The organism is Olsenella sp. oral taxon 809 str. F0356 (assembly GCF_000233535.1).
GTDB classification, from domain to species: domain Bacteria; phylum Actinomycetota; class Coriobacteriia; order Coriobacteriales; family Atopobiaceae; genus Olsenella_I; species Olsenella_I phocaeensis.
The window spans coordinates 1103159-1120921 of sequence record NZ_JH376563.1 but is presented as its reverse complement, the minus strand read 5'-3'; the positions used below and the strand labels follow the sequence as shown (position 1 = coordinate 1120921).

Here is a 17763-nt window from a genome sequence, read left to right as displayed (position 1 = left end):
ATGAACGAGACGAGCGAGCGCAGTCTGAGGCTGCATGAGGAGCTTCACGGCAAGATCGAGGTCATCGCGCGCGCCGAGGCGCGGACGGCGGAGGACCTCGCGCTCCTGTACACGCCGGGCGTGGCAGAGCCCTGTCGCCAGATCCAGAGGGACTACCAGAGGAGCTGGGAGCTCACGCGCCGCGGCAACCTGGTGGCCGTCATCACCGACGGCACGGCCGTCCTGGGCCTGGGGGACATCGGTCCCGCCGCAGGCATGCCCGTGATGGAGGGCAAGTGCCTGCTCTTCAAGGAGTTCGGCGACGTCGACGCCATCCCCCTCTGCGTAGACACGCACGACGTGGACGAGTTCGTCCGCACGGTGCAGCTCATCAGCAAGAGCTTCGGCGGCATCAACCTCGAGGACATCGCCGCGCCGCGCTGCTTCCAGATCGAGCGCAGGCTCCAGGAGCTCTGCGACATCCCCGTCTTCCACGACGACCAGCACGGAACCGCCATCGTCACAGCCGCAGGCTTACTCAACGCCGTGCGCCTGACGGGCAAGCGCATGGGCGAGCTCAGGGTCGTCATGAGCGGCGCGGGGGCGGCGGGCATCGCCATCGCCACCCTTCTCATCCACATGGGCTTCGGCGACGTCATACTCTGCGACCGCCAGGGTGCCATCTACGAGGAGCGCGACGGGCTCAACCCCGCCAAGGATGAGGTCGCCCGCATCTCCAATCGCGCACGCGAGTCCGGATCGCTCGCGGACGTCCTGCGCGGGGCAGACGCCTTCATCGGCGTGTCGCAGCCAGGGCTCCTCACGAGCCAGATGGTCGCGACCATGAACGAGGGCATCGTCTTCGCCTGCGCCAACCCCACGCCCGAGATCATGCCCGCCGAGGCGCTTGCGGGAGGTGCGAGGGTCGTGGCAACCGGCAGGTCCGACTTCCCCAACCAGATCAACAACGTGCTGGTCTTCCCCGGCATCTTCAAGGGCGCCCTCGCTGCCCGCGCGCCCAGGATCACGGAGGAGATGGAGGTCGCCGCGGTGCACGCCATCGCCGGCCTGGTGACGGACGAGGAGCTCAGCGCGGAGTTCATCATCCCCAGCGCGCTGGACAGGCGCGTGGCAGACGTGGTCGCCGCCGCGGTCGCCGAGCGCGCGAGGTCCTAGCCGTTTGGTGCCAAGGACTTGTTTACGCCTCGGTACCGACAAAGTTTGCGCCCCGGTAGCGACAAATAGGGAGGCTCCCGCCAAGCAGTGGACTGTCGAGGCCTGCGGCGAGGAAGGGGCCTCCCGTGTCGCGGCATCCCAGCACAAGGCCGGCCCCGAGGGTGCGACGGACTCTGGTCGAGCACGTCGAGTCGGGACAGCGGGTCGCCGAGGCCTCCCGTCTATGCCACTCGTCGTCGGCGTAAACAACGTCATGGCGCACAACAGCTAGGACGAGCCGGGGGGTTAGCCGGCTGGGGTCAGCTGCGGTGTCTTTCGCTTTCAGGGTCCGCGACCGATCCAGTCGCGGCCCCTCTCCCCCACAGGCAAGCGTCGAGTGCGCAGTCTGAAGGCTTCAGCTTGCGCACTCGGCTTCCGGCCACCTGGCCTTTCGTGGCGAGAGGGGCGGTTTTCGCCGTCGAGTGCGCAATTCCGACCTTTAAGCTTGCGCACTCGGCGGGGATTCCAGGCGGGAAGACCGAACGAAGTGCCAGGCGAGAGAGACGCGCTACCCGAGACGAAACCCTACTCCACGAAGTAGGAGGCGCAGTTGAGCGGGGTCTCGTACACGTCGACCTGACTCACCGGCATGCCCTCCTCCAGGAGGCGGTCGGCGAAGTAACGGGCGAGGTTCTCGGCCGTCGTGCGGAAGGGAAGGACGCTGAGCGAGAATCCCTCGTCCTCCTCGAGTGCGCGGATGGTGCCCGGCTTGAGCGAGCCCTCCTCGACCAGGAAGCTGTGGTCGAGCTCGGCCACGAGCGAGCGCAGGGCGCGCTTGAAGACGCCGAAGTCGATGACCATGTCGCGCATGGTCCCCTCGTCCTGCAGGCTGGGCTGCCTCAGGTAGGCGACGACCCGCCAGCGGTGACCGTGGAGGTTCTCGCACTTGCCATAGTAGTCAGTGAGGAAGTGGGCCCCGTCGAAACTCGCCTCGGTCTTGAGTCCGTACGGCATGTGCGCCCCCTACTCGCCGGAGGGCGCGCTTCCGCCCTTGCCCTCGGATCCGCCCTGGCCGCGGCCCCTGCCGCCGCGGTGACGGCGACGGCGAGCCTTCTCGGCCCCGTCGGATGAGCCGCCGGGTTCGCCGGACCTCTGCTGCAGGCGCTCACTGGGGCCTCCCGGCTGCCGGTCCTGACCGCGCCGGCGCGGGCTCCTGCCGCCGTTGGGCTGCTGGGCCTGCTGCGACGCCTGCTGCTGGCCGCCATGGTCTCCCGGATGGCGCTTGCGCCTCGTGGACTGCGTGCCGCGGGGCCTCTCCCCCGCCTTGGGCGCCTGCTGCGTGGCCTGCTGGCCACCGCCCGCCTGGCCCTCGCTGCCGTCCGAGGAGTGGTGGCGCCTGCGACGGTGGTTCGTGGCGGGCTGGGACGCGCCGCCGCCCTGGGCCTGCGTGTGCTCTGCGGCGTCACGCCGCTGAGCCGAGTCGCCCATGCCCGCCCCGGGACGCTTCTTGCGGCGACGTTGGCGCGGTGTGGTGGCCGGCCCCTGCTCGGGCCCGGCATCCGCGGCGTCGTCCTGGTGCCTCCTGCGGGGGCGGGGGGCATCCTGTGCCGACGAGCGCGGGCCCGCAGCACCCCTGGCGCCGCTTCCGGACTCCCCCGCGCCAGGCTCCTGCCTGCCGTGACTGCGGCGATGCCTGGTCTTCACGAAGATGTCCGACGAGTCGAAGCCCTGCTCGACGCCCACGCCGTTGGCGCGGTCGAGCTCGGCGAGCGCCATCTGCACGTCGGGAGACTCGAGCCTGTCAAGCGCCTCGCGAGTCACGGTGTCGGGCCTGCAGGGGCAGTGGAGCTCCTCGCTCTTGCGCACCGCGGCCTCGCTCGCCTGCATGCCCGAGAGCGGCACGCGGATCTGCTTGCCGTTCTCGAGCCTGAGGGCGATCTGCTCCTTGGGCGTGTCGTACTCCACGATCTTCGCCTTGCCCAGCGGCGTGTCAATGACGGCGTTGCGCTTGGGCGCGCGTGACTTGAAGTCGCGGTAGGCCTCGAACTCGTAGCGCAGGCAGCACATGAGGCGCCCGCAGGCGCCGCTGATCTTGGTGGAGTTGAGGGGCAGGTCCTGCTCCTTGGCCATGCGAATCGAGACGGGCTCGAACTGGTGGCCGAAGCGCGCGCAGCAGAGCTCCTGGCCGCAGTGGGCGTAGCCGCCCACGATCGCCGCCTCCTCGCGCACGCCGATCTGCCTCATGTCGATGCGACCGTGCAGCTCGCGGGCCAGATCGCGGATGAGCTGCCTGAAGTCCACGCGCTCGTCGGCCGAGAAGTAGCACACCACCTTGTCGCCGCCGAAGAGGTGCTCCACACCCACGGGCTTCATGTCCAGCCCGGACTCGTGGACGAGTCGTCTGAAGGTGACGAGGTCCCTCTCGCCCTGGTCCGCCAGGCGGGAGGCGTGGTTGAGGTCCTCCTGCGTGGCGATGCGCAGGACCGACTTGAGGCGGGACTCGCCGATGGTCTGGGCGAGCTCCTCCTCGCCCAGCTCGAGCGCGTCCATGGTGGCGAGCCCGATCTCCTGTCCGCGCTCGGTGGCGCAGATCACGTGGTCGCCCTCCTGGGCACCGGTGCCCGCGGGGTCGAACCAAAGGTCCCTGGACGCATACTTGAACTTCACCGGGATGACGGTGGGCATGCGAGTGCCTCCTTGGCAGAGAGAAGCATGGCCTCAAGGGCCAGCTGGGGGTTTACGTTGCGGGCGAGCTGGTGCCTCGCCTCGAGGACCGCGTCGAGGGCCCGGATGACGCCCTCGGTACCCGCGCCGCTCGCGATGCGGTCCACCACGTCGGCCGCGTCTTCGTTCACGATTGCCTCCCGGGCGCCCTCGCAGCGCAAGAGCACGTCCCTGAGCAGGGATTCTGCGGCTGCCAGGGCCTCCATCATACCCGAACGCTCCTTGGCGGTGAGCTCTCGGCGCTGGTCGAGCTCGAGCTGGCGCAGGGCGGCGGTGCTCAGGTAGTCGCTGCCCTCCCTGAGCGACTCCTCCTGCTCCACGCGCAGGCCGTCCAAGGGGGCTCCGACCTCGGCCACTATCCTGCGAGCGGCGACGAGCACGTCCCAGGAGTCATCGCGCCCCAGCTCGCCGAGGCTGCGCACCACGAGGCGACGCAGCTGGCGGCGCTCGGGCGAGGCCAGGAACTCGGCGGCGCGGTCGGGGGTCCCGGCGACGGAGAGGGCTATCCTCGCCTCGGCACCGCTGGCGCCGTCAATCGCCGCGAGCGCCTGGAGGGCGTCGTCCTCGCCCAAGATGCGGAACGGCACCTGCTGGCAGCGCGAGACGATGGTGGGCAGGACCGCCGCGGCAGAACGCGCGATGAGGATGAAGTACACGCCCGAGGGCGGCTCCTCTATGGTCTTGAGCAGGGCGTTTGCTGCAGCGTCACGCAGGAGGCCGGCATTCTGGACGATGTAGACCTTCGCCTTCGCCCGCACCGGCGCCAGACAGACGTCGTCCAGGAGCTCGCGCACCTGAGACACCAGGTAGCCGCCGGCGCTTCCCGGAGAGACCAGCCGCACGTCGGGATGGGTGTGATGGGCCACGCGGATGCACTCGTCGCAGCTGGCGTCGCCGCCGTTGGGGCAGACGAGGCACTGCGCGAGGGAGAGGGCCGCCTCCTCCATGCCGGAGCCGGGGGCTCCCAGGAAGAGGTAGGCCTGGCTCAGCCGCCCCTCGGCGAGGGCGGTGGAGAGGAACGCGCGCACGCGGGGCTGCTGGCCCAGCCCCTCCAGCGCGGGGGGACGGCCGGCTGCAGCGGGTCCCTGCCCTGGGCGGCCAAGCTACTCTCCTCCCTTGGGGAGGGGGACGTTCAGGTCCTCCAGGTCCCGCCCCGAAAGCGCGGGCAGGAGCGCGACGAGCTCGCCCACGAGCCGTCCCAGGACCTCGCGCTGGCTGCCTCGCGCGTCAATCACGCGCACGCGCGCGGGTTCCTCCGTGGCAAGGCGCAGGTAGGCGTCGCGCGTCCTCCTCTGGAAGGCGAGGCCCGCCTCCTCCATGCGGTCGACGCCGCCACGGGTCGCGCGCTCGAAGCCCAGAGCGGGGTCGATGTCCAGAAGCAGGGTGAGGTCAGGCGAAAGGCCGCAGCTCCCCAACTCGTTGCAGCGCCTGACCAGGCCCTCGTCCAATCCGCGCCCGCCGTGCTGGTAGGCATAGGTGGAGTCGTAGTAGCGGTCGCAGAGCACCACGGCCCCCCGCGCGAGGGCGGGCACGATGACCTGGCGCACGAGCTGCGCCCGCGAGGCCTCGTAGAGCAGAAGCTCGCACTCGTCCGCCATCATGTCGTTGGCGGGGTCGAGGAGGATGGAGCGGACCTTCTCCGAGACCTGGGTCCCGCCGGGCTCGCGCAGGCTCACGACCTCCAGGCCGACCCCCTCCATGAGGCGGGCGAGGAGCGCCGCCTGGGTGGACTTGCCGCTCCCGTCGATTCCCTCGAGGCTGACGAAGGCGCCTCGCGCGGGCACGGCAGGGGCCTTCGCGGACCCGTAAGTTGCTTGGCTCATGAGGCTCCCCTCCCGTCCTGCCGTCGTCACGCCCCTCGTCGTCCCTCTCTCCTAGCCCTTCTTGGCCCTGCTCCCGCGCGCGCCCGAGCCGCGCGTCGTTCCCGAGCCGCGCTTGGCGCCCCTGCCACGGGCGGGCTTCTTCTCCTTGCCCGGGCAGTCCATGTTGACGCAGATGCGCCAGGGGCCGCGCTGGGTGACCACCTCGACGATGGGCGCGCCGCAGTGCTCGCAGACCTCGCCGGTGGCATGGAGCTCTCCGCGTTGGGGCAGCGGGTAGCTCGTCCCGCAGACGTCGTAGTTGCTGCAGCGGATGAAGCGCTTGCCCGTGCGCTCGCTCTTGTGGGCGATCAGGTCGCCGTGGGTGCCCGCGGCCTTGCAGGTCGCGCACTCCCCCACCACCAGGTCGGGCTCGCGGTTGGTCTCGCAGGCGGGGTTGACGCAGACCTCGTAGGGCTTGGAGCGGAAGGGCGTGCACCTGATGCGCGGCGCGCCGCACTTGGGGCAGACGCCGGCCTCCCCCTCGATGGGCGCCACCTTCACGTTTGAGGGCACGGGGTAGGTCACGTCGCAGTCGGGCCAGCCCATGCAGCCGATGAAGCTGCCGCGGGTCTTGGCCGAGCTCTTCATGACCAGGTCGCGGCCGCACTTGGGGCAGGTGCCCACCTTGGCGTCGGCGGTGACCGCGTCGGCGATGGCGTCGCCCAGGTCGTCCTTGTGCTCGATCAGGGCGTCGATCATGCCCGCGAGCAGCGCCCTGGAGTGCGTGACCACGCCCTCCTGGGTGTCGCTGCCCTCGGCCACCTTGGTCATGTCGGCCTCGAGCTCCGCCGTCATGTCGGGGCTCGTCACGTGCGGCGCGTACTGGGTCAGGGCCTCGATGACCGCCATGCCCAGCTGGCTGGGCTCGACGGGGTCGTTCTTGAGGTACTTCACGTCGTAGAGGCGCTGGATGATCGAGGCGCGCGTGGACTTGGTGCCCAGCCCGCGCTTCTCCATCTCCTGGATGAGCCGGCCCTGGCTGTAGCGGGCGGGGGGCTCGGTCTGCTTGGCCTCGAGCCCCATCCCGACCACGTCGCAGACGTCTCCTTCGGCAAGGGCGGGCAGCTGCTCGTCCTTGCGCGAGCCGAAGGGGTAGATGGCGCGGAAGCCCGGCTTCACGATCACGGTGCCGCTGGCCTGGAAGGGCTCGCCGGCGACGTCGAAGCCCAGCTTGGTGCTCTCGCTCACCGCGGGGTCCTCGAGCGTCGCCAGGAAGCGGCGGGCGATGAGGTTGTAGAGCCTCCACGCCGGCCCCTCCAGGCGGTCCGGGTCGGCCGCGGCGGTGGGGTAGATGGGCGGGTGGTCGGTGGTCTCCTGCTTGCCGCGGGTGGGGTGCAGGGGCCCTCCCGCCAGGAGCCTGGAGCAGGTGGGACGGTACTGCGGCACGGCGCTCAGCGCCTCCACGACCTCCCTGAGGTCAAGCGACTTGGGGTAGACCGTGTTGTCCACGCGCGGGTACGAGATGAGGCCGTCCATGTAGAGGCCCTCGGCCAGGCGCATGGTGCGCGCGGGAGAGATGCCCTCCGCCGCGGCGGCGGCCTGGAGCGAGGTGGTGTTGAAGGGCGCGGGCGGACGGGTGGTGTGGCTCTTCTTCTCCACCTTGGTCACCGTCGCCTCGCGGGCGTCGCGGACGCGCTCGAAGGCGGCCTTTGCGGCAGCCTCGTCCTTGAAGCGGGCGGTGGCGTGCGACACCTTGAAGCGGGCGTCCTCGTCCACGTCGCCCTGCGGCGCGAGCTGGCCCGAGATGACCCAGTAGTCCTCGGGCACGAAGGCCTCGCGCTCGCGCTCCTTCTCGACCACCAGGGCCAGCGTGGGCGTCTGGACGCGGCCGGCGGAGCGCACGTTGCCAAAGCCGCCGAAGCGGGCCATGGTGAGGTAGCGCGTCAGCACGGCGCCCCAGATGAGGTCGATGTACTGGCGGCTCTCGCCCGCGTCGGCCAGGTCCTGGTCAAGCTCCACGAGGTTCTGGAAGGCATGGTCTATCTCGGCCTTGGTGAAGGCGGAGTAGCGCGCGCGGCTCACGGGCGTGTCCGGGGCCACCTCGCGCATCTGGCGCAGGGCGTCCGAGCCGATGAGCTCGCCCTCGCGGTCGAAGTCGGTGCCGATCACGATGGAGTCGGCCTTCTTGGCCAGGTTCTTGAGGGCGCGGATGATGCCCTTCTCGGCCGGCTCCTTCTGGATGGGTGTCCACACCAGGTACGGGAGGCTGGCCACCTTCCAGCCCTTCACGTCGACGCCGTCCTTGGTGAAGGGCTTGCGCACCTTCTCGTAGGGCGGGCGGGCGAGGCCGTCGGGGATGCTGGCGGGGAGGACCTCCCCCTCCTTGGTGACGCCGACCCAGCCGTCCTCCTTGCTGTACCTGAGCTCCACGGGGAAGTCGGGCCGCATGATGTGGCCCCTGAGGCCTATGGTCACCCAGTCCTCCCCGTCATGCGAGAAGCGATAGACGGGCGTGTCGTAGACCTTGTCGGCCTTGGGCTTCCCCGTGGTGCAGAGCAGGCGTGCGATCTGCTGCGCGGCGTCGTTCTTCTCGGTGACTACGAGCTTCAACTAGTCGTCCTCTTCCTCGAGCTTGTGGTCCTGGTACTCCTCGCGGGTCCACTTGAGCGACTCCTTGCCGTCACGCGCGACGAGCACGTAGCGGGCGACGGCGAGGGCCACCTCGTACAGGGCGACGAGGGCGGCGAACATCAGGATCATGGTGACGGGCGAGGCGTCGGGGGTGACGACGCCCGAGAGCACGAGCAGCGCCACGTAGACGGTGCGCCACTGCTCGCGCAGGGTCTTGTAGGGGACCAGGTGCAGGACCGAGAGGTAGAAGATCACGAGCGGAAGCTGGAAGGCGAGGCCGAAGCCGATCTCGAGCAGCATCATGATGTTGAGGTAGTCCTCGGCGTCCGCGATCACGCCCGCGAAGTCGATGGCCTGGTCGACCATCCACCCGATGGCCGCCTTCTGGATCACGAAGTAGCAGAAGAGCATGCCCAGGAAGAAGAGGACGACCATGGCGCCCACCGTGGGCACGACCCACTTGCGCTCGTTCTCCTTGAGGGCGGGCAGGAAAAAGCCCATGGCCTCCCAGACGATGATGGGCGTGCAGACGATCACGCCGAAGAACATGGCCACCTTGAAGCGGATGGTGAAGCCGCCCAGGACGGTGAGGACGGTGAGCGTCGTCCCCTCGGGGAGCGAGGAGCGGATGGGGTCCATCATCATGTCGATGAGCGTGGGCGTGGCGGCATAGACCACGACGGCGGTCACGAGGACCGAGACCACGACGATGGTGAGGCGCCGCCTGAGCTCGCCCAGGTGGTCCATGAGCGGCATGCGCGCTGGTCCGATAGGCATTGTCTAGTCCTCCTTGGGATCCGTCGCGTCGGCGCCGGAGTCCGCGTCCGAATCGGGGACGGGAACGGTCGTGCTGGAGTCAGCGTCCCTGCGCTTTCGGGGCCTCATGGCATAGAGGGCGGCGGCGGAGGTGTCCGGCTTCGCGGGCGCCTCCTCGGGCACGGCCGGAGCGTCCTCGGACGTGGCCGTCGCCTCGTCGGCGCCGGTGACCGTCGCGCCCTCGCCCTTGGTCCCGTCCGCTGGCGAGACGGGCGCGGGCTCCGAGGGCACGGGCTCCTCCTGAGCCGACGCGGCCTCCTTCTGGGCCGCGGCGCGCTCCGCCTCAAGGCGGGCCTTGCGCTGGGCGAAGGTCTCGGTGCTGCGACGGGAGGGGACGTCCGCGTCCGCGTCGAGGTCGGAGTCCTCGTCGAGGGCGGAACGGCGGGCGTCGCGCGCCTTGCTCGCCTGGGCGGGATCGCCCATGGCCTCGTTCAGGGGGTCGATGACCTCCGCCTGGACGACGGAGGTGAAGCCCTCCTGCGCCTCGCGGAACTGCCTGATGGCGCGGCCGATGGTCCGCCCCATGCCCGGCAGCTTGTCGGGGCCGAAGAGCAGGAACGCAAAGAGCACGATGATCGCGAGCTCGGTCTCTCCTATGCCAAACAAGATGGCCCCCTACTCCTGGGTTCCCGCCCCGAGCTCCTTGTCGACGCCGAGGAGCGAGAGCACACGGGCTATGTTCTTCTGAAGGTTGGTCACGCTGAGCGTCGCGTTGGCGTCGGCGCTGCGGTGCGCGGCACCGACCAGCACGCCGATGCCGGTCGAGTCTATGTAGGGCACCTCGGAGAAGTCGACCTCGATGGACGCGGGGCCCTCCTCGATGGCGCGGTCGAGAGCGTCGCGCAGCTCGCTGGCGTTGGACACGTCCACCTCGCCGACGACGGAGAGCACGCTCGTCTCTCCCCTCCGGCCGCTCGTAATGGAGATTCCCATCTTCGCTCCTTCGTCCATGCGGGGCTGCCCCCGCGCGCGTGTCTACAGGCTGGTGCCGGACTTGCTCGCGAGCACGTCCGAGAGCCCCTGGGTCGTGGTGCCCGAGCTCGTCCCCGTCGTGCCGGTCTGGCCGGACGTGCTGCCGCTGCCGGACGTGCCGCCGGACTCGGCCGCCTTCGCCGCGGCATCCATGGCCGAGAGCCGCCTCTGGGCGTAGCTCTTGGCCCCGTACTCGTCGTTGGCGTCCTTCTCCTCCGCCTTCTGGTAGGCCTCCCTGGCGGAGTCGGACTCGCCGGCCGCCTCGTAGACCATGCCGAGGTTGGCCCAGGCGGGACCGTAGTCGGGCTGCGCGGCGGTCAGCTCCTCGAGGGCGGCCCTGGCCGCGTCCGCGTCGCCCGAGTAGAGCTGGCAGAGGGCTCGGTTGACGCGCACGGCGTTCGAGTCCTTCTGCTCGAGGTACTGGTCATAGTAGGAGATGGCGCTCTTCCAGAGCTCCGCGACCTGCGCCTTCTGGTCGTCGCTCGTGGCGTAGGAGCTGGAGGCGTAGGCCCAGCTCATGTAGTCGTTGCCCAGGTTGAGGAGGGTGGCGAGGCCCTTGGGGTCGGAGTCGAGCCTGGCCTTGAGCTCGTCCACGTCCTTCTGGTACCGGGCATTGACGGCGTCGATGCCGGTGGCGGCGGAGTCGCTCGACGAGCTGGCCGCCTGGTCCTGGGAGCCGGGGTCCGACTGCCCCTGGCTGGAGTCCGCCTGCTGCGAGGAGGCCGCGGGCGAGAAGATTGCGGCGAGCGAGGGCAGCATCATGGAAAGGGCCATGAGCACCGCGAAGGCCCCCACCACTATGGCGGTGACACACCTCTTGCGGGCCTCGCGGCGCTCGCGGGAGCCCGCGGCACCGGCCTTGCCCCCCCCGCTGTCCGTGGAGGCGGCAGGCTTCGCCTTGGCGAGGCGCTTCTTGCTTGTGGGGCCTGGCTTGCGTGCCATGTGCGCGACCTTCCTCGGGACCGGGACCGACGGGTGGATTCTTGCTACAAGAGGTTAGCGCGCGGCCCCAAGGGACCACACGCATGTCGCATGATTCTACCCAAAACCCTGAGATGGACCCAAATCCCAATCAGCGGGCGCGCCTCTCGCCCTCCATCCGGGCACAGGCGAGGCGCACCGCGAGCACGAAGACGTCGAGCGCGCGGCCGAGGTCCTCGAGCGAGGGGTAGGTGGGGGCTATGCGGATGTTGGAGTCTCGCGGGTCCCTGCCATAGGGCCAGGTGGCCCCCGCGGGCGTGAGCTTCACGCCCAGCTCGCCCATGAGGGCGACGATGCGCCTCGCCGACCCCTCCGGGCCGTCGAACGAGACGAAGTAGCCGCCGTGCGGGTGGGTCCAGCGGGCGAGGCCCATGCCGCCCAGGCCCTCCTGGAGCTTCTGCTCCACCAGCGCGAAGCGCGGACGCACGATGGCCGCATGCCTGGCCATGTGCTCCCTCACTCCCTCGAGGTCGTGCAGGAAGAGGGGGTGCGCCAGCTGCGAGAACTTCTCGGAGCTCACGCGCTCGACCGCGAAGGCGGCCTTTACCTCGGCGATGTCCTCGTCGTCCGCGGCAACGAAGGCCATGCCCGAGCTGGGAAAGGTGACCTTCGCCGTGGAGCCGAACTCGTAGGCGAGACGCGACCCGCCCGCCTTCCCGATGGCCGCGAAGATGTCGAGGAGCGCGTCGTCCCGGCCCTCGAAGCAGTGGACGACGTAGGCGTTGTCCCAGTAGATGCGGAAGTCGGGCGCGGCGGGCCTCAGGCCCGCGAAGCGGCGGACGACCTCATCGGAGTAGGTGACCCCCGTGGGGTTGGCGTACTTGGGGACGCACCAGATGCCCTTGACCGTGGGGTCGCCCTCCACGAGGTCCTGGACCAGGTCCATGTCAGGCCCGTCCTCGCCCATGGGCACCGGAACGTTCTTGATGCCGAAGCTCGCCGTGACGGCGAAGTGTCGGTCATAGCCCGGGCTGGGGCAGAGCCACTTGACCTCGCCCTGGCGGCAGAGGGGCTCGCAGCCGCCCACGCCATGGACGAAGGCGTGGGCCACGAGGTCATGCATGAGATTGAGGCTCGAGGAGCCGGAGACCACGACGTTCTTGGCGTCGACGCCCAAGATCTGGGCCGCGAGGCGACGCGCGGAGGGCAGGCCCTCGGGCGTGCCGTAGTTGTCGACGATGGCGTCGCCGTCCACGAGGGGCGTGGAGGAGCTGACGAGGTCGAGCATGGGACGCGAGAGCGCGGTCTGCTCCGGCGAGGGCTTCCCGCGGGCCATGTCCAGCTTGAGTCCCCGCGCGGCCGTCTCGTCCGCCTGCGCCTCCAGGCGTGCGAGCTCGGCGTCCAGCTCTGCGTCCGTTAGCTGCTCGTAGGCGTTTGCCATGGCTTCCTCCTCGGCTCTGGTCTGCGCAAGAAGTATATCCCCGCCCGGCGGGGCCACGGGACGCGCCGGGAAATCGGCAAGGGAGGCGAAACCTTCGCGGCCGCGGAGACGGCGGCCAAGGAGGCGACCCTCGCCCGTACCCTGGGCCGAGGCCAAGATGGCCCGGGGCCGCCCGTCCCTACTGGACCGTCCCGTAGACCGACCCCCAGCCGTGCGCGGTGATGATCGAGTTCATCTGGTCGCAGAGCCTGGGGCGGGTGTAGCTCCCGCTGGGCATGAGCTCGACGACCTCGGCGAGGTCGTCCGGGAGGTCGACCAGCTGGGCGCGGAGGACGAGGTCCATGCGACTCACCATTCCCCCGGGTGCGTCCTCGAAGACCGCGTCCACCAGGCGCTGGAGCTCGCCGTACTCCGCCGCCGGGGCCGCCCACTCGGGAGGGACGCCCCGGCCGCCGGAGGCGCCGTCGGGAAGGGGCGCGAAGGGGTTGAGACCCTGGCCGTCGCGCCTGCCCATGCTAGCCACGCTCCTCTCGCCCTGAAGCGTGTCCTCCGGCGACCCCGTCGGACGTGCCGCCCGCGCCGTCGCCGGCCGCGGCTGACGCCTCTGACGCCCCCGCGGGTCCGCTCTCGTCGCGCGCCGCCAACACCCGCTCGCTCACCCGCACGAAGGCGATGCCCAGGAGCGCCGCCGCGAAGGAGCCCGCCAGGATGGCGCACTTGGCGGCCACGACCTCCTCGGGGTCGGGGAAGGCCAGCCCGGCGATGAGGATGGACATGGTGAAGCCCATGCCTCCCATGATGCCCACGGCGAAGATCTGGTCCCAGCTCACACGGCGTGGCAGCCGGGCGAAGCCCACCCTCACCAGGACCCAGGTGACCAGGATGATGCCCAGGGGCTTGCCCAGGACGGCCCCCAGGAAGACGCCCTGCGCCACGTGGTCGCCCAGCACCAGACCGAGGTCGGTGCCCACCAGGCGCACCTGGGCGTTGGCAAAGGCGAAGAGGGGCAGGATGAGGAAGTTCACCGGGACCGAGATGAGCCGCTCGACGCGCTGCAGGGGCGGGGTCACGTGGTGCATGACCTTCTCCACGCGGACGGCCGCCTCGGTGAAGTCGTGCTGGCCCAGGACGTGGCTCGAGTCGTCGTAGCGCTCGTCCAGGCTGCCCGCCTGGTGGCCCAGCCAGTCCCTGAGGCCCGAGAGCCTGACATCGGACTTGGCGGGGAGGAAGAAGGCCAGGACCACGCCGGCAAGGGTCGCGTGGATGCCCGAGTTGTACATGCAGAGCCAGAGGCCCACGCCCACGACCAGGTAGGGCTTGGCGGAGTAGACCCTCATGCCGCTGAGCGCGGCGAGCAGGAGCACCATGAGCAGCGCGGCCGCGCACCAACCCACGTCGATCGCCTGGCCGTAGAAGAGCGCCAGGACCACGATGGCCAGGATGTCGTCGGCGATGGCCAGGGTCTGGAAGAAGACCTTGGTCTCGGACGCGACGCGGTCTCCCAGAAGCGACATGACGCCCAAGGCGAAGGCGATGTCCGTGGCGATGGGTATGGCCCAGCCATGGTGCGCACCGCCCCAGTTGAGAGCCAGGTATATGGCCGCGGGCACGCACACGCCGCCCACCGCCGCGAGCATGGGCAGCGCCGCCTGGCGGGGACGGCGCAGCTGGCCAACGGTCATCTCGTACTTGAGCTCGATGCCCACGAGGAGGAAGAAGATGGCCATGAGGAAGTCGTTCACGAAGGCCTCGACGCTCATGGAGGCGACGACGGGGCCCAGCCCGAGGACGAGCGGCGCCTCGAGGAACTCGTGCACCAGCAGGTAGGCCGGAGAGTTTGCCACGGCGACGGCGAGCAGCGCCGCCGCGACCATGACGGCGGCGGCGATGGTCCCGTTGCTGGTGATGCGCTCTATCGAGCTCGAGCGGGAGAGGCGCCTCACCACCGCCGGCTCCCTGATGATCCCCGGATGGCGACGCAGCGCCGCTGCGCTGTGCCTCTTGCCGGACGCTTCCCTCTTGTCGGTCATTGCACTCCCTGCATGCGTGTTCGTGTCTGGTTCGTGTCTGGTTCGTACCTGGACCCGTGGCCCGGCGCCCGCTGGCGCCGACCTCCCGTGCGGGGCCGTCCCTATAGCTTACCCATGCCCCTCTCGCCTTCGGATGGGCCTGGGGCCGTTTCCATCACTCGCCCAAGGCGAGGGACCCTCTGCCGCCGCGGCATGCAGGAGGCGCGCCCATGCCCTACCATCGACGTAGGGCGACGTCTCCTTCGCCCCATCCCAGCAGGCCGCAGACCCGGGAGGGCGCAGGCGCCATGAACGATCAACGCATCGCCGTAATCACCGATTCCGGAACCGACGTCGACGCGACGTTCGCCCGGGTGCACGACGTCCGGGTGGTGCCTCTGCGCATCATCTACTCGGACGGCTCGACCTTCCAGAGCGGCGTGGACATAAGCCCCGACGAGGTCGTGAGGCGGCTCGCCGAAGAGATTCCCACCACCTCGCTGCCGTCGCCCAAGCAGATCCAGGCCACGATCGAGCAGGCGCGCGACGACGGCTACCAAAGCGCCGTCGTGGTGACCATCGCGAGCGCGCTCTCGGCCACCAACCAGACGGCACACATGGTCGCGGAGTCCATGGACTTCCCCGTCACCGTGGTCGACACGAAGTCCATCGGCATGATGGCCGGCTTCGTGGTGGAGCGCGCGGTCGAGATGATCGAGGCCGGCGTGCCCTACGAGGAGCTGGGGGACCGCCTCGCCGACGTGGCCGAGAAGACCGACGTGTTCTTTGCCGTCAAGTCGCTCGAGTACCTCTACAAGGGCGGGCGCATCAACAAGCACATCTACCGCATAGGCAGCATGCTCAACATCAAGCCGGTGCTCACCTGCGACGAGGGTGGCTACTACGTCATGGCCAAGAAGGCCCGCGGATGGGAGAAGGCCCTCTCGACCATGGTCGAGCTCTGCGCCGAGAAGGCGGGCCGCTACGAGCGCTGCCACATCGGGCTCTGCGCCTCCATCAACACCAAGGACCTGCTCGATGACCTCGAGGCGCGCATCCGCGAGAAGGTGCCCAACGTCGCCTCCGTCCAGCGCTACGAGCTCTCGGCCGACCTTCTGGTCCATACCGGCCCGGATCTCGTGGGCATGGGCGCGCAGGAGGCGTAGGCGACGGGCGTGACGGCTCTGGATGAGACGAGCGTGCTGGGCCTCGGCCTGGGGGAGCTCGCCACGAGGGCGGGCTTCCTGGTCGTGGTGCTGGGCATCGCCCTGGTGGTGCAGCACTTCGTGGTGCGTGCCGCGCGCAAGGCGCTTGACGGCTCCAACGTGCCCTCCGCGTCGATCTTCGTCAACCTCCTGAGGGCGCTGGTGTGGTCCTTCGCCCTCCTGGGAGTGCTCAAGCCCGTCTTCGGCGTGGAGCCCACCGCCTTCGTCACGGCGCTGGGCGTCACCTCGCTCGTGGTCTCGCTCGGCCTGCAGGACACCATATCCAACCTGGTGGGTGGCCTGGGGCTCATGGTGGCGCACGTGGTGAGGCCCGGGGACCAGGTGACCGTCGGTGACATCTCGGGCGAGGTGGTGGACGTGACCTGGAGGTCCACCATGGTCCGCGCGCGGGACGGCAAGCTCCAGCTCATCCCCAACTCGGTGCTCAACAAGACGGCGCTGACGCGCAGGACCCGCTGGCAGGTGACCGTGGCCGACCTGCCGCTCGTGGTCGCGCCGGGCGCGGACCTGGACGCCGTGACGGAGGAGGTGCGCGGGCTGGCCCAAACGCTGCTCGCAGGGCAGCTCGACCCGGAGTTCGACGTGGAGCTGACCTTCGGGGAGCTCACTCCGTTTGGCGCACGGGGCGTGGTGCACCTCCACGTGCGCGACGACGTTGTGCCCGCGGCCGCCGTGGACACCCTGGCGCGGGCGCTGGCGAGGCGTGCCTGGCTCGCGCGGGCCGAGGTCGGGCAGGCCTAGGCGTTGTGAGCCATGGTGATGTTGACGCCCGCGACGCATGACGTAGGCAGGAGGCCGCGGCGAAGGCCGCACGCCACTCTCGCCTGATGTTCTGCCCTCGCCTGACGCGTCGCTCTCACCTGGCATATCATCTGCTGGAAACGACATCGCAGCCGTGGGCGCGACCCCGGCAAGGAGGACAAGCATGGAGAAGATCGCCAGCTTCCAGATCGACCACCTCACGCTCGAGCCGGGCGTCTACGTGTCGCGCGTGGACTCGTGGCAGGGCGTGGACGTGACCACCTTCGACCTGCGCCTCACCGCGCCCAACCGGGAACCGCCGATGGACACCGCCGCGGCGCACGCGGTCGAGCACCTCGCCGCGACCTTCCTGCGCAACGATCCCGAGTGGTCCGACCGCGTGGTCTACTTCGGGCCCATGGGTTGCCGCACTGGCTTCTACCTGCTGCTCTTTGGCCTGCTCGAGTCCAAGGACGTGATTGGCCTGGTGACGAGGCTCTTCGAGTTCATCGAGGGCTTCGAGGGCGAGGTGCCCGGCGCCCGACCCGAGGAGTGCGGCAACTGGCACGACAGCGACCTCGCACAGGCGCGCTGGTGGGCACGGCGCTACCTTGAGGGGACGCTGCGCGGCATCGACGAGGCTCACATGAGCTATCCCACCGGAGCGTAGGACCTGGCGCCACCGGAGATTGCGCACTCGACCGTCTCCTGCGCTCAAGTCATGCCTCCCAGGACGCCCAGTGCGCACTTCTCGGCTGCCACTACGTCCGGCGCGCGCCTCTCATCCGCCACGACGTCAAACGCGCGCGAGCATCGCCCTCGCAACGTCAAATGCGTGCCTCGCTGCATCGACTACGTCCAGCACGCGTAAGCATCACCCGACTGCGCCCGACGCGCGCCATACGTCACCAATAACGTCGAGCGCGTGCGAATTTCGCTCGACAACGTCGAACGCGTTTTTCGGCAATCGCCCAACTGGGCAAACGTGACGCTCTCGGGCGCATTGGACGCTTTCGACTGCATTCGGCACGCGTTGGGCGTCGTCGGCGGTACACGGCACGCATCGGGCGTCGTCAGTGGAACATAAGACGCGCTGGACGCTCTCGGTTGGGGGCGGCGCGCGTCGGGCGTTTTCGGCGGCGCGCGGCGCGCGTTGAGCACAGTCAGTTGCCTCATGCGCACCGAGCGCCGACGATGACTGACACTTTTTGACCGAACGACACATGAAAGCGCAGGTGGCAAACACTCACAACATGCCGACGGCACCACGGCGAGCGCCGGGCACCGTCAGCGGTCGTCTTTGGACGGCGGGCGTCACGGAATTCTCGCCACCCTCCCTTGCCAAG

16 protein-coding genes are annotated in these 17763 nt (G+C 69.6%); 4 read left to right on the top strand and 12 right to left on the bottom strand.

Annotated elements, in window-relative coordinates:
- A complete protein-coding gene (locus HMPREF1008_RS05060; protein ID WP_009278777.1) occupies positions 1 to 1155 on the top strand; it encodes an NADP-dependent malic enzyme in 1155 nt (384 codons plus the stop codon).
- A gap of 564 nt (positions 1156 to 1719) precedes the next feature.
- On the opposite strand, the gene HMPREF1008_RS05055 is transcribed toward HMPREF1008_RS05060, so the two are convergent.
- From HMPREF1008_RS05055 to nhaA, 12 genes are all read right to left on the bottom strand, one after another.
- Entirely contained in the window at positions 1720 to 2148 is a 429-nt protein-coding gene (locus HMPREF1008_RS05055) for a 6-carboxytetrahydropterin synthase (protein WP_009278776.1), read from the bottom strand.
- Positions 2149 to 2157: 9 nt separating this feature from the next.
- Complete coding sequence (gene ricT / locus HMPREF1008_RS05050; RefSeq protein ID WP_009278775.1) at positions 2158 to 3819, bottom strand: regulatory iron-sulfur-containing complex subunit RicT; 1662 nt, start codon at positions 3817 to 3819, stop codon at positions 2158 to 2160.
- Positions 3798 to 4886 (bottom strand): ATP-binding protein, encoded by a 1089-nt coding sequence (locus HMPREF1008_RS05045; protein ID WP_009278774.1) that lies wholly within the window; start codon positions 4884 to 4886, stop codon positions 3798 to 3800. Before HMPREF1008_RS05045 ends, ricT begins: the two co-directional genes overlap by 22 nt.
- A 75-nt stretch (positions 4887 to 4961) precedes the next feature.
- The gene (gene tmk, locus HMPREF1008_RS05040; RefSeq protein WP_009278773.1) at positions 4962 to 5681 is read right to left on the bottom strand and encodes a dTMP kinase; all 720 of its coding nucleotides are present in this window, start codon (positions 5679 to 5681) and stop codon (positions 4962 to 4964) included.
- A gap of 51 nt (positions 5682 to 5732) precedes the next feature.
- Entirely contained in the window at positions 5733 to 8270 is a 2538-nt protein-coding gene (locus HMPREF1008_RS05035; protein WP_009278772.1) for a DNA topoisomerase I, read from the bottom strand.
- Positions 8271 to 9068 carry a twin-arginine translocase subunit TatC gene (tatC, locus tag HMPREF1008_RS05030; RefSeq protein ID WP_009278771.1) on the bottom strand — a complete coding sequence of 266 codons (798 nt, stop codon included), beginning with the start codon at positions 9066 to 9068 and terminating at the stop codon, positions 8271 to 8273.
- Between the two features lie 3 nt (positions 9069 to 9071).
- Positions 9072 to 9713, bottom strand: a complete 642-nt coding sequence (locus HMPREF1008_RS05025; RefSeq protein WP_009278770.1) for a twin-arginine translocase TatA/TatE family subunit — start codon at positions 9711 to 9713, stop codon at positions 9072 to 9074.
- A 9-nt stretch (positions 9714 to 9722) separates the two neighbouring features.
- Positions 9723 to 10040: an STAS domain-containing protein gene (locus HMPREF1008_RS05020; RefSeq protein ID WP_009278769.1), complete on the bottom strand. Its 318-nt coding sequence runs from the start codon at positions 10038 to 10040 to the stop codon at positions 9723 to 9725.
- A gap of 42 nt (positions 10041 to 10082) precedes the next feature.
- On the bottom strand, positions 10083 to 11021 hold the full coding sequence (locus HMPREF1008_RS09860; RefSeq protein ID WP_009278768.1) for a lipopolysaccharide assembly protein LapB: 939 nt from the start codon (positions 11019 to 11021) through the stop codon (positions 10083 to 10085).
- 130 nt (positions 11022 to 11151) lie between these two features.
- A complete protein-coding gene (locus HMPREF1008_RS05010) occupies positions 11152 to 12441 on the bottom strand; it encodes an aminotransferase (RefSeq protein WP_009278767.1) in 1290 nt (429 codons plus the stop codon).
- Between the two features lie 178 nt (positions 12442 to 12619).
- A complete protein-coding gene (locus HMPREF1008_RS11070; RefSeq protein WP_009278766.1) occupies positions 12620 to 12955 on the bottom strand; it encodes a hypothetical protein in 336 nt (111 codons plus the stop codon).
- 1 nt (position 12956) lies between these two features.
- Positions 12957 to 14471, bottom strand: a complete 1515-nt coding sequence (nhaA, locus tag HMPREF1008_RS05000) for a Na+/H+ antiporter NhaA (protein WP_009278765.1) — start codon at positions 14469 to 14471, stop codon at positions 12957 to 12959.
- 287 nt (positions 14472 to 14758) lie between these two features.
- On the opposite strand from nhaA, the gene HMPREF1008_RS04995 reads away from it, so the two are divergent.
- From HMPREF1008_RS04995 to HMPREF1008_RS04985, 3 genes are all read left to right on the top strand, one after another.
- Complete coding sequence (locus HMPREF1008_RS04995) at positions 14759 to 15616, top strand: DegV family protein (RefSeq protein WP_009278764.1); 858 nt, start codon at positions 14759 to 14761, stop codon at positions 15614 to 15616.
- Between the two features lie 9 nt (positions 15617 to 15625).
- The gene (locus HMPREF1008_RS04990) at positions 15626 to 16417 is read left to right on the top strand and encodes a mechanosensitive ion channel family protein (protein ID WP_009278763.1); all 792 of its coding nucleotides are present in this window, start codon (positions 15626 to 15628) and stop codon (positions 16415 to 16417) included.
- A 184-nt stretch (positions 16418 to 16601) separates the two neighbouring features.
- Complete coding sequence (locus tag HMPREF1008_RS04985; RefSeq protein WP_009278762.1) at positions 16602 to 17087, top strand: S-ribosylhomocysteine lyase; 486 nt, start codon at positions 16602 to 16604, stop codon at positions 17085 to 17087.
- Positions 17088 to 17763 lie beyond the last annotated feature (676 nt).